The sequence below is a fragment of the Patescibacteria group bacterium genome (assembly GCA_035529375.1).
Classification (GTDB): Bacteria; Patescibacteriota; Microgenomatia; order PFEM01; family JAHIFH01; genus DATKWU01.
On the sequence record DATKWU010000018.1, the window covers coordinates 20,899 to 33,388 of the forward strand.

The 12,490-nt window shown below is 38.6% G+C and carries 11 protein-coding genes; 4 read left to right on the forward strand and 7 right to left on the reverse strand.

Going from position 1 to position 12,490, the window contains the following annotated elements; translation table 11 throughout:
- The first annotated feature begins 20 nt into the window (after window positions 1-20).
- The 3 genes from VMY36_04100 to VMY36_04110 are packed head-to-tail and all read left to right on the forward strand — an operon-like array spanning window position 21 to window position 4,281.
- Window positions 21-2,630 (forward strand): DNA gyrase subunit A, encoded by a 2,610-nt coding sequence (locus VMY36_04100; GenBank protein HUV43052.1) that lies wholly within the window; start codon window positions 21-23, stop codon window positions 2,628-2,630.
- A gap of 51 nt (window positions 2,631-2,681) precedes the next feature.
- Window positions 2,682-3,470 carry an SIMPL domain-containing protein gene (locus VMY36_04105; protein ID HUV43053.1) on the forward strand — a complete coding sequence of 263 codons (789 nt, stop codon included), beginning with the start codon at window positions 2,682-2,684 and terminating at the stop codon, window positions 3,468-3,470.
- Between the two features lie 49 nt (window positions 3,471-3,519).
- Complete coding sequence (locus VMY36_04110; GenBank protein HUV43054.1) at window positions 3,520-4,281, forward strand: LuxR C-terminal-related transcriptional regulator; 762 nt, start codon at window positions 3,520-3,522, stop codon at window positions 4,279-4,281.
- Here the strand turns inward: VMY36_04110 and xerA are convergent.
- The 5 genes from xerA to VMY36_04135 form a co-directional block, all read right to left on the reverse strand.
- On the reverse strand, window positions 4,226-5,185 hold the full coding sequence (xerA, locus tag VMY36_04115; protein HUV43055.1) for a site-specific tyrosine recombinase/integron integrase: 960 nt from the start codon (window positions 5,183-5,185) through the stop codon (window positions 4,226-4,228). The two genes, VMY36_04110 and xerA, sit on opposite strands and share 56 nt — an antisense overlap.
- 10 nt (window positions 5,186-5,195) lie before the next feature.
- Window positions 5,196-5,990, reverse strand: coding sequence for a hypothetical protein (locus VMY36_04120; GenBank protein HUV43056.1), 795 nt, complete (start codon window positions 5,988-5,990; stop codon window positions 5,196-5,198).
- Between the two features lie 933 nt (window positions 5,991-6,923).
- Window positions 6,924-7,418 (reverse strand): hypothetical protein, encoded by a 495-nt coding sequence (locus tag VMY36_04125; protein HUV43057.1) that lies wholly within the window; start codon window positions 7,416-7,418, stop codon window positions 6,924-6,926.
- 1 nt (window position 7,419) lies between these two features.
- A complete protein-coding gene (locus tag VMY36_04130; GenBank protein HUV43058.1) occupies window positions 7,420-8,256 on the reverse strand; it encodes a hypothetical protein in 837 nt (278 codons plus the stop codon).
- A complete protein-coding gene (locus VMY36_04135) occupies window positions 8,246-8,992 on the reverse strand; it encodes a YebC/PmpR family DNA-binding transcriptional regulator (GenBank protein ID HUV43059.1) in 747 nt (248 codons plus the stop codon). The genes VMY36_04130 and VMY36_04135 overlap by 11 nt, the downstream gene beginning before the upstream one ends.
- 79 nt (window positions 8,993-9,071) lie before the next feature.
- Here VMY36_04135 and VMY36_04140 point away from each other — a divergent pair, with 79 nt between their 5' ends.
- Window positions 9,072-9,770, forward strand: coding sequence for a tetratricopeptide repeat protein (locus VMY36_04140; protein HUV43060.1), 699 nt, complete (start codon window positions 9,072-9,074; stop codon window positions 9,768-9,770).
- Here the strand turns inward: VMY36_04140 and VMY36_04145 are convergent.
- Complete coding sequence (locus tag VMY36_04145; GenBank protein ID HUV43061.1) at window positions 9,767-10,738, reverse strand: hypothetical protein; 972 nt, start codon at window positions 10,736-10,738, stop codon at window positions 9,767-9,769. The two genes, VMY36_04140 and VMY36_04145, sit on opposite strands and share 4 nt — an antisense overlap.
- A complete protein-coding gene (locus tag VMY36_04150; protein HUV43062.1) occupies window positions 10,735-12,453 on the reverse strand; it encodes a cation:proton antiporter in 1,719 nt (572 codons plus the stop codon). The genes VMY36_04145 and VMY36_04150 overlap by 4 nt, the downstream gene beginning before the upstream one ends.
- Between the last annotated feature and the right edge of the window lie 37 nt (window positions 12,454-12,490).

The following is a 12,490-nucleotide window of genomic DNA, read 5'->3' on the forward strand; positions in this document are numbered from 1 at the left end:
GAAACATTAAGAATTAAAAAATGGCAAGCAAAATAGGTAAAGTTAAGCCGGTTGAAATAACGGATGAAATGCAGAAGTCCTATTTGGACTATGCCATGAGCGTTATTGTTTCCCGAGCTCTGCCTGATATCCGTGATGGTCTGAAACCGGTTCATCGTCGAATTCTCTTTGCTATGAGCGGCATGGGATTAAGCCATACCGCCAAACACACTAAGTCCGCTAAGATTGTCGGTGAAACCATGGGGAAATATCATCCCCATGGTGATATGGCTATCTATGATTCTTTGGTCCGTCTTGCCCAAGATTTCTCGATGCGTTATCCCTTAATTGACGGCCAAGGTAATTTCGGTTCAGTTGATGGTGATCCACCGGCAGCAATGCGTTATACCGAGGCGAGAATGAGTAAAATCAGCGTCGAAATGCTGACGGACATTGAAAAAAATACAGTTGATTATGTTGACAACTTTGACGGCTCTCTTCAAGAACCAGTTTTTCTCCCCGCTAAAGTTCCAAACCTTCTTTTAATGGGAGCTGATGGTATTGCCGTTGGCATGGCCACTAAAATCCCACCTCACAATCTTAACGAAGTAGTTAATGGTCTTTTATTTCTGATTGATAATGGCAAAGTTATCCTTCCAGAAAGCAAAAAAACAACCAAAGAAAAAGAGACATTTGAAATCAAGAAAATCCAATTAGAGGTACTTGAAGAAATTAAAGAAAACAATAAAATTCCGGCTCTCCAAGCCAGTTTTGAATCAGAAGTTACCATCGAAGAGTTGATGAAAGACATCAAAGGACCTGATTTTCCCACCGGTGCTCTGATTTTTGACAAGGACCAAATCCTCCAAGCTTATTCTACGGGCAAAGGTAAAATTTTAATGAGAGCCGAAGCCGAAATTGAAGAGACGAGGGGAGGCAAATTCCGAATTATTGTTAGCCAAATCCCTTTTCAGGTCAACAAAGCCCAGTTAGTCGTCAAAATCGCTCAATTAGTAAAAGATAAAAAGATTAAGGGCGTCAGTACTTTAAGAGATGAGTCTGATCGCCAAGGAATGAGAATTGTCATCGAGTTAAAAAAGAGCGCCAAACCAAAAGTCGTTCTCAACTCTCTTTATAAACACACCCCGATGCAAACCAGTTATCCTGTTAACATGGTTGCCCTGGTTGATGGTGTTCCCCAAACCCTAACCTTAAAACAGATCCTGACGGAATTTGTTAAACACCGTCAGCAAATTGCGACCCGGAGAAGTATTTTTGAATTAGAAGCTGCCAAGAACAGAGCCCACATTCTCGAAGGTCTAAAAATCGCTCTTGATAATCTCGATGCCGTCATTACCACCATCAAAAAATCAAGAACCGTTGAAAACGCCAGAACAAACTTAATGAAGAAATTCAAGCTTACAGAAATTCAGGCCAACGCCATTTTGGAAATGCAACTCCGTCGCCTGGCTGCCCTGGAAAGGAAGAAGATTGAAGATGAATATAAGGAAATCGGTAAATTAATTATTTATCTCACTGACGTCCTGACTCATCCTGAAAAAATTATTACCATTATTAAAAAAGAATTGAATGAAGTCAAACAAAAATATGGTGATCCCAGAAGAACAAAAATCTATCGTCAAGAGGTAGAAAGTTTTTCTGAAGAGGATCTGATTGCTAAAGAAAAATGTCTGATCACCGTTACCAAAACTGGCTACATTAAACGCTTACCAGTAATCACTTACCGTTCCCAGAGACGCGGCGGTAAAGGCGTTACCGGCATGACTACTAAAGAAGCGGATGAAATCAGCTACTTCATGACCGGTGAAACCCATGACCAAGTTTTGTTTTTCACTAATAAAGGCAGAGTCTATGCTATTAGGGCTTGGGAAATTCCTGAAGGTTTAAGAACTGCCAAAGGCCAAGCCGTTATCAACCTGATTAACATTGAACAAGGCGAAGATGTCCAGTCCGTCCTCAACCTGCCTAGCGGCTCAACCAAAAACAAATATCGTTATCTGATTATGGCGACTAAAAAAGGAACGGTGAAAAAGACTTCTCTAAGAAATTTCAAGAAGATCCGTTCCTCTGGTTTAATTGCCATTAAACTTAATCGAGGCGATGAGCTTTGCTGGGTCAAACCAACCACCGGCAAAGATCAAGTTCTATTAGTTACCCGTAAAGGCAAATCAATTCGTTTCAATGAAGCCGATGCTCGCCCTATGGGTAGAGACACGATTGGTGTTAGGGGAATCTTGCTTAAAGAGGATGACCAAGTAGTCGCTATGGAAGTCTTTCCCGCCAAAGCCAAAAAACCTAAAGACCGGCGTTTAAAACATTTTCGAGATGTTTTGGTAGTTATGGAAAAGGGATTAGGCAAGCGCACCAATATTCGCTATCATCCTATTCAAAAACGAGGTGGGGTTGGTGTCAAGGCTGCCAATGTGACGGAAAAAACAGGTAAAATTGTCAGTTATCAATTAGTCACTCAAAAAGACAAACAAGTGATACTCTCCAGTAAAAGGGGTCAGGTCATCAAATTACCCTTAAAAAATATTCCTCAATTGGGCCGGAGTACCCAAGGAGTGATTCTGATGCGTTTTTCCAAACCCGGTGACTCGGTAGCAGCGATGACTTGTTTGAAAAAATAATTAATAATATAATAATTGATAATATAAAATAGTATATTAAGAAAAACAAAAATGGATTTGAAAAAAAAATTCAACTGGAATGAATTTCTTAAAACTCCTTACGCCACGATTGTTGGTTCGGTTTTAGCCATTTTCTTAATTGCCTTTCTTTTTTTTCGTTTTGTTGGCCCAATCCCAGTTTCAGTCACCCAAACCACGGTTGAGAAAACGGCCACTTTTGATGTTTCGGATGAAGGTAAAACAACCGCCATTCCGGATACCGCCACCGTCAATTTAGGTATTGAAATTCAAAAAACCACTGTCCAGGAAGCCCAAAAAGAAGCCAATGAGAAAATAAACAGCATTACTAATGAATTAAAAAAGATTGGGGTTAAAGAAGAACTAATCAAAACCATCAACTATAATCTCTATCCCAACTATGATTATCAGTCTGGTCAAAGGATTATTGGCTACATCATTGACATTACCCTGGAAGTCAAGGTCAAGGATTTTGACAAAATCAACCAGGTGATTGACACCGCCACTCGTCTTGGTGCCAACCAAATCGGTCAACTAGATTTCACCATTGACGACCAAAGATTAGAAGAATTAAAAATGGAAGCCAGAAAAGAAGCCATTGAAAAAGCTAAGAAAAAAGCCATTGAGATTGCCAGAGCTGGAGGATTGAAACTGGGTCGAATCGTAAACATCAGTGAGAACACAACCTCGCCTATTCTTCCCCTTTATAAAAGCGAAAGTATTGGTCTTGGCGGAACAGAAGAAGCGACAGTGCCTACCCAAATTCAACCAGGTGAATCAGAAATCTCAATCACTGTCACCTTGAGCTACGAGACTCTTTAATTAAAAAATTTAAGAAACAATAAAAAAACTGCCCAAAAGGCAGTTTTTCATGACAAAAGAATCTAAATCAGAAGGGTCGGGGATTGGCAAAGAATTAGAACCAACTTCTCCCCACCTAGAATTTTACATTGCTGGCGATTTTGAACAAAGAGAGCAGATAAGAGAAATTATGGCGGAAATTGAAGGCATAGGTCACCGAATAATCTATGATTGGACGGATCATTTACCAATCCAGCCTTATGAAGAAAATAAAGAGCTAGCAACCAAATATGCTAAAGAAGATCATCAAGCTGCGGCTAATTGCGATGTCTTTGTTCTTTTTCCTGGTGAAATTGGAGGCACAACCCGTTTTTCAGAATTAGGCATGGCCATTAACTCAAGAAAAGTTAAAAGAATTTTCGTGGTCGGTCCTGGCGAAAACCGCTCAGTCAGTTTTTTTGATCCAAAAGTAGAAAGACTTAAATCACCAGAAGAATTAATAGAAATCATTTCTTCAATGAAAATAGAAGAACCTCTTCTGACAGAGCGTCAATTAGAAGTTTTAAAACTAGTTGCTCAAGGACTAACTAATAAAGAAATCGCTGATAAGTTAGGAATTAGCCTTTATACAGTCAAATCACATCTATATAGTGAAGAATCTCCTTGTGGTATTTGTGAGAGATTAGGAATTCAGGGTGTAGAAGCAAGAGGAAGAGACAGAACGAGAGTCGTAATCGAAGCCCTTAGAAGAAAGGTTATTAGTCTTGACGAAATAACTATCTCCCCTTACCATGAAACATTTCATGAACATTCCGTAGTTGACGATTGGTAACATGAGTATAGATTTGAGTCGTCTGGATGTTTTTATGACCCAACATTTCCTGAACCGCCCTAATATCCGCTCCAGCAATTAATAAATCAGTGGCAAACGAATGGCGAATGACATGAGGAGTGACTTTCACCGGTAATTTTGCCTTTCGAGAATATTTATCAACGATTCTTTGAACTGAACGCGCCGTTAATCTCATCTTCTCACCACTCTCCTCAACTTTCTGACTGCCTCCAAGTCTAATAAAAAGAGGCTTCCAACTATCTTCCCGATTATCAAGGTACTTTTTTAACCATTTAACCGCTCTTTCCGACAAAAAAACCACCCGGGCCCGACCACCTTTGCCAATTACTCCAAATTCTCTGCGTTTTAAGTCAATCTGGTCCCGACTTAACTTGACTAATTCACTGACTCGCAGCCCGGTTGAGAACAAGGTCTCTAAAATGGCCTTGTCCCGTAAGCCAGTCTTCTTTGAAGGCAAAGGCTGGGCTAAAAAACGTTCAACTTGCTCGGTAGAAAGAAACTTTAATGACCTCGACTCGATCTTAGGCAGATCAACTTTCTCTGGCGCTAGGGTTTGGTAGTCATTCTTAACCAGCCATCTTAAAAAAGATCGCAAAGCTATCACATGATAGGCTTGAGTGCTACGTGAGAGGAGTTGACCATTGGGCGCGCTAAATCGGGCCAAATATACCCTATATTTTTTAATTTTTTCAAGGTCAATGGAACTTGGTTTAGCCTTGAAATTATTCCGCTTAAACCAATTAGAAAAACGTCCTAGATAATGACGATAATTGCGAATCGTTAGGGGAGAGGACTGGCGTTCAATCTCTAAGTGTTCTAAAAAGTCTTCAATCAACCGATCAAGCTCTGTCCGAGAAGTTTTTTCTTTTGATTCATCAGTCATTAATAATAAATTACACTAAACGAGAAGACCTGTCAATATTGTGCGACATTGACTGATTTATGTGCGACATTAACTGATCTAAACTTTCACCCCGAGCCAAACAACGAACCACTTTATAACAATTCCATAAGTTGTAAACCAGATTTTCTTGAGGAACTCCTTGATTATACTTGTAAAAAAGAATAAAAATTTTATTTTTAATATCAGCGGCTAAAGGATGATCAAGAAGCAAACCCATATCATCAAAATGAGCGTTAAGTCCAGGAAAATCTTTATACTTACCGTTAGTAAAGCTTCCACTAGCCGCTCTTAATTTAAACTCTTCACCCGTCATTGTTTGCCAATAATATTCGTCACGAATCAAAAGATGACCACCATTAGCCCAATCACCTTTAACCCAGTTAATACCAGCTGTTTCTAATTGTCTTGCCGTTGTCTCTTCAAGGCCTGGAGGACGCGAAGTGACTATAAAGGGACGATGAAAACGATAAACGCCGTTAAGCATTTCAACTGCTCCTGGAATAACTGGCGATTTTTCGTAAACCCGATGTCTGTCAGGTGAAAAATAAAGTTCTTCATGGAAAGCAACAATTTCTTCCTCTGGAAGACCGATTTCTTCAAGAAAAGCCCGGATATACCAAAAATCCCTAATATCAGCTTTTTGAAAATTAGTGCCGTATCTTTGATTAAGAACTTCTAACGAAGGTTCGGCCAAGTCAAAAATAAAATCATCTAAATCAAAACCAACAGCCAAAGCAGTTGGTAATCTTTTTTCTTTTCCAGGAAAAATTTCTGAATAAGCCATAAAAATTGGACAGGAGAAAAACCATTTAAACAGAAAAAAAGCTCTTTGTCAAACCTAATAAGCTCTTTAGAGGCTCTCTGAGGCCTTTTTTAAAAGGGGCTAATCAACTTAATCATTAAAAATAATTGGTTGATCAAAATGATTAATTTTTCAGAATTTTTTTAAGAATTTTAATAATAAAAATAGACAGACATCCTATAGTAGGGGAGAGCCCTTATTTCCATAAGTTCGGGTTTTGTTGGGAAAGCTATTTTTAGAGATTTGACCAAAAAAACAGAGAAATATAAAAGAGAAATAGTGGCCATCGAAAAGAAACAGAAATAAAGATAACGAGAAGGGTTTTAAAAAACACCTTTTAAACCCTCCTCCAAAAGCTAGCGGCTATAACGTCGCAAAAGTATTATTGTACGACATTACGCATTGCCTAACTTCCTCAATTCTCTTCTAAAGCCTATGTCTTCTCTGGGGAGTATAAGAGAGGAACCTTGTTATCTAAACACCCTAGAGCCATGATTACTTATCTTCTTCCTATCACGGGTCCTGTTTTAACCCTTTCCTAGTTATCCACAACCCTAACAGTCAACTATATCAAAACATATCAGGATTACTATCAATTTTTATGGAAATATCGCTCTTTTTTATACTTTTCAAGGCTAAAATAGCCTTTCTTTTAGAGAGACTCTTAAGAGAGAGGTAGGCCTACTCCGAGGCCTTTCATTAACGATCATTCCTAGAGAGGAGGTCCTGCCTAATTCTTCAGCATTAGCAGTCAAAGATTTTTCTTGCTGTTTTGTGAAAATTATAGGTCTTTATTCGTGAAAAACTAACTGTTTATTATGGGATATTTCTCTCTTTGTTCAGCTCTTTTAGTCACCCTACTCCCCTTTTTCTGTGTCTGTCAAAAAAATTTTGGAATTTTTTTAAATTCTTAATTTATTTTTTCTTAGGAGATTCTCCTAAAGTAATCGATTCTTCTTGATTACCCATATCTTTAATACCAGCCACTACCCCACCCAAATCTCTTGCTTTCTTAATCACAGGATCTTGATTTAAATCATTTAATTCTTCTTTTGTAGGTCTTCTAAATCCAGAAGCTATTCTTTCTTCAGGCACTGCTTTTTCACCTCCATTCTTAACTTTAGAAGGGGAACGTTTTTGGGTTTTTGGACCCTTGATAATCCTCCCGTCTTCTCCATAAAAAACTCTTGGTTTTTTTCTTCCTGGAACTGTTGGCACCCATTCTCCTCCGGTTTTACCAAACCAAGAAGTGTGTTCTACATTTACCATTGTTGTCCAGGGTAACTGTTCTCCACCTTCCTCAGCCAACCTTTTAGAGGCGCTAAAACTAAAATCTTCGTAAATCGCTGCTCTGCCTGGAACATTAATTCTTTTAACTAAATCTTCTCCTTTTTCCTGCCGTTCGCTCATTCTAACCTCCCCATTGAGTGGTTAATATTATAACAGCCAAAACAACAATCCCAACAAGAAGATATTCATTAATCGTTTTTTTAAACAAATGTTGGCTAAGATGATGCTGGGTCAAACCCAAAACGACATACATAATCGTAATCAAGGCCAAAGAACTGGCAGAGACCGTTACCGGCCAAAAAGATAGGGCCAAGGCACCTTCAGCAATAATCAAAGATAGTGCCACCGAATAAAACCAAATTTGCTGGCTAATTTTTTCCTCAAGATTAATTGACCAAAGTCCTTGAATAATCAGAGGTAAACTGGCAATAAAAACTAAAACAAAGTTAAGCCAAAAAGAAAAACGAAAAGAAAGAATCGTATTATAAAGAAAGAAACCGGTTAAAAGGGTTAATAAAAAACCTACGGCGTGAGCGGCTCGAAGTAATTGGATGTTACGGATAGCGGCGACAGCAAAAATATTTTCGGTCAACAACAAAACGTAAAGGCCTAAACCGTAAAGAAAAGCGACTGGCAAACGAGTCAACCAAGAAGAAGGTAACAAGAAATAAAAAAGCCCGACACCACCAGTAAATAAAGTAGGTAAAATCAAAACCGTTAACCACTCAATTCCATTAAGCCCTTCTCTTAATGACCAAGCCGATAAAATATAAGTCAAGACCGTTAAACCAAAAATAGCTTGATAGCGCCAAGAAATATTGGCAAACTGAATGGCCAGTAAACCAATTGAAAGCAAAAAAGCGCTAATAATGAATCTTTGTCTTTTAGAAATAAGAATTATAAAATTTGGTCTTTTAAAATTCTGTATTTTCGAAATAGTAATTTTTTCAAACTTCATCAATTTGTTTTAAAACCTCTTCGGGAATATTAAAATTAGCAAAAACTCGTTGAATATCATCATGTTCGTGAAGGCTGTTCATTAATTTAAGCACTTTATTGGCTTTAGCTGGATTAATAATCTTAATTTCATTTTTAGGCTGTTTAACTAACTCAGCATTCAAAACCTTAAAATTGGCCTGACTTAACTGTTCTCTAATTTCAGCTAATTTACCTTGCTTGACATAAATCTCCAAAGCATCGCTCACTTCTTCAACATCCTCGACTCCCAAATCAATAATTTTTAAAATTTGTTCATCAGTCTTACTCGACTTCTCGACCGTGATCAAACCCATTGATTTAAACTGATAATCAACTGCTCCCGAACCACTCAAGCTCCCCCCTCCCCTCTCAAAAATGTTCTTAACATCAGCTGTTGTCCGGTTGCGATTATCAGTCGCTGCTTCAACAATAATCGCCACTCCCTCTGGACCATAACCTTCATAAACCACCTCTTCAAGTTTACCCTCTCCTCTTCCTGTCACCTTGGCAATCGCTCTTTCAATATTTTCTTTAGGCATATTTGCCTGTTTGGCTCTTTCCACTTCCAGCCTTAATTTAAAATTCTTTTCTGGGTCAGTTCCTTCACCTGCCGCCAGCGTAATCGCCTTAGCCAATTTAGAAAAAACCTTACCTCTTTTAATATCGGTGGCTTCTTTCTGATGTTTAATGGTCGACCATTTAGAGTGACCTGACATTAAGTCTAATTTTAGCAAATTTAGGTTAAAAAAACACGGACTTGACACTTAATCGTGATTTATTATATTGTCGAAACCAATGATAAACAATAATCTGGAAAAACAAGCGATTCAAGCAGCCAATAATGGCAATTGGCAAAAAGCAATTAAACTTAATCAAGAATTGATTAATGATAATCATAAAAACATCCCCGCCCTAAACCGTTTAGCAAGAGCTTATTGGGAATTAGGCAAAATTAACCAAGCCCAAAAAACCTATCGTCAAGTTCTCACTCATGACCCATACAATCCAATTGCTAGCAAAAACCTTCAGCGTTTAGGTAAAAAAAACAAAAAATCACAACAGAAAAAAACCTATTTAAGCGGTAATCTCTTTATCGAAGAGCCAGGCAAAACAAAGACAATCAAATTAATCCGTTTAGCCTCAAGTCAAGTTCTTTCTGATCTAAGTAATGGCCAAAATGTGAAATTAGTCCCCAAAAAACGAGCCATCAGTGTGACTAATGAAGAAAATGTTTATCTAGGAACGGTCCCCGATGACCTCTCTATTCGCTTAATCAAACTCATCAAAGGTGGTAATCGTTATCAAGTTTCAGTTAAAGCAGTTGACCGTTATCATTTAGAAATCTTTGTCCGAGAAGTTTTTAGAAGTAGCCGTTTTCATAATTTACCCTCTTTCTCGCCCTCTGGCAGTAATTATCTCTCTTACCTTCCCCTTAAAACTATTTATCAGGATGGTCCCGAAACTACACCTACGGGTGAAGAAGAAGAACCTTAACTTTCCTCGTTCTGACCTAAAATAATAAGAATATCCCAACGTGAATCTTCACCTAAGTTAGATTGAATTTGACAGTCAAAAATCTTGGCTAATTTTTGACTGGTATAAGACTTTTTGACTGCCGAGGTGGTTTTAATCTGACAACCCTCTACCTTTTCTGGCCAATCACCTACTTCGATAAGTCGGCCGCCAATATTGGTAATTAACCTGGCTCTTTTAGTGGCCAAACCGGTTTCGCCACTGGCGTTCATCATCGCAATTGCTAAACCTTCTTCACGTAAACGATAATCAGTAAAAAGATTATTGACCACCCGACTAATCCGTTGATTATCGATTCTCTGTGCCTCTTGACCATCTGGTAAGATAAAATCCTCGGCGACTGTCGTTTCACCTAAATCAATCATTTCAATTTTGTGACTCCTGGTTCGGGCAACCATTAACCAGAGTCGAAATAAATCCCAACGACTGAGGTTAGTCAAAGACTTGTCCTTCAAAGTCAAACCAATCAAACGAGAGAAAAAACTCTTAATCCCGGCTGACATCTGCCAGTTCTCCCTAACATCTAACCAACCATCTATTGGCATGCCAAAATAAAGTTCGATACTGTCAGCCAATAATTCTATTCCTTTACCTTCAAGTTCACCTAAAGGATAAATTTTTTCGATTCGATAGGGACCATACTCCCCGGCCGCTTCAATATAGGTACCATCAGGAATTGTCAGGAAGCTCATTGTTTGGGATCCCGGATCAAAAGAAGCAATAGCGACTGGCTGAATATTTAAAACCAAATTCAGTCTATTATCCCCATCCCAGACCGAGTTCCTAAAAAGATTCAAAATTCGCCAACCAAAACCGACAAAAAGAATCAAGGAGATAAAAACCAGAATATAAATAATTACTTTCCTTGACTGATTCTCTTTCCTTTGTTTTTGCTCACGTTCCCAGCGAGGTTCTTTTTTCTTTTTCATTCGACACCGTGTTCAATTTTAATTCTTTTAATTTTTTTAGCAATTTCCTCTTTATCAATCCCGAAAAAATGTAAGGATCGGTGAATAATTGATAGCGCCGCTTCAAACTCAGGTTGAATAATTGAAGCCACGCCTAGGGCCTTTAAGCGCGACTGGTCACTAGCGTGATGAATCCGAGAAATAATCTTAATTTTGGAATTAAGGTTTTGACAATTGGTGACCACCATTTCTTGGGTGATCTCATCGGGAATCGCCAGAATCACCACCTTGGCTTTATCTACTTGAGCGTAATCAAGAACATCAATATCAGCCGGATCACCATAAAGGGCAGGAATCCCTTCCTTCTTTAGGACGTTAATTACCTGATGATCATAATCAATAACAATAAAAGGTATTCCTAGCATTCTTAAAGCTCGGGCAATCCAGCTGCCAACCCGGCCATGGCCACAGATAACCACATGATTTTCCAAAGCTAATCCGGCGGCCAGGGGTCGCGAAGAATCATAGCGGGTAAATAAATATTGATAAAGTTTAGGAAAATGTTTTTGGCTAATTTTTCTTAAGCGAAGATAAAATTTAGGGGCAAGGAAAATCAAACCTGGGGTTAACAAAAGAGTTAAGGTAGTCACTGACAAAATCAGGGAATAGAGGTAACTGTCAATCAAACCTCGATTCAAACCCAAAGAGGCCAAAATAAAAGCAAACTCGCCTACCTGAACCAAACCAAAACTCACCAAAATACCTGTCCGGGCATGATAGCCAAGATAAAAAGTGAGAATCAAAATAATTAAAAATTTAAAGAAGATAATTCCCAAAGACAAGCCTAGAATTGGCAGTAAATTGACTAATAAAAACTTAGGGGTTAAAAACATTCCCAAAGAAACAAAGAAAAGAATGGCAAAAATATCTCTTAAAGGCCGAATTTGACTAAAAATAGCGTGGCGTTCGCTTGTCTCGGAAATAATAATCCCAGCCAGAAAAGCCCCCAAAGCAATGGACAAACCTAAAGCGGCGCTAGCTAAAGCCAGAAACAAACAAATGGCGACTACCGCCAAAAGTAATAACTCCCTTGATTTAAGATCCGCAATCTTGCCAATAACAAAGGGTAAGACATTTTTTCCTAAAAGAATGGTAACTATTAAAAAACCAATCGCCTTAATAACTGAAAGAACAAACTCGCCCCAGCCACCATTACCGACGCCGGCTATCGCCGGTAAAATAACGACCATCGGTAAAACGGCTAAATCCTGAATCAAAAGCCAGCCTAACATGATTTCTCCATGAAGGGTGTCTAGCTCACCCCTTTCGGAAAGGATTTTGACGACCACGGCTGTTGAGGAAAGAGAAAAGGCAGCCGCCATAAACAAAGAAGAGTAAAAATCAAAGCCAAAAAGAGGTAAAACCAAAACTCCTAGAAAAATGACGCCTAAAATTTCCAGAATGCCGCCCCAGAGAACAATATCCCGAACCCGATAGAGCCGCTTCAAAGAAAGTTCTAAACCAATCGTAAACATCAGAAAAGCCACACCGATTTCCGCCAAGCCCGAAAGAATCTGGCCTGCCTGAAGATAGTTAATCATCCAAGAACCAAGGAGAATCCCAGCCAATAAGTAACCAATAATCGTTGATTGCTTAAGTTTCTTCGCTAAAAAACCGCCCAAAAAGGCTAAACCACAAACAATGGCAACGGTCCAAACTAAAGAAAGATTAACCATCAATATAATAATAGTCTAAAAGGAAAAAGAAAGAGAG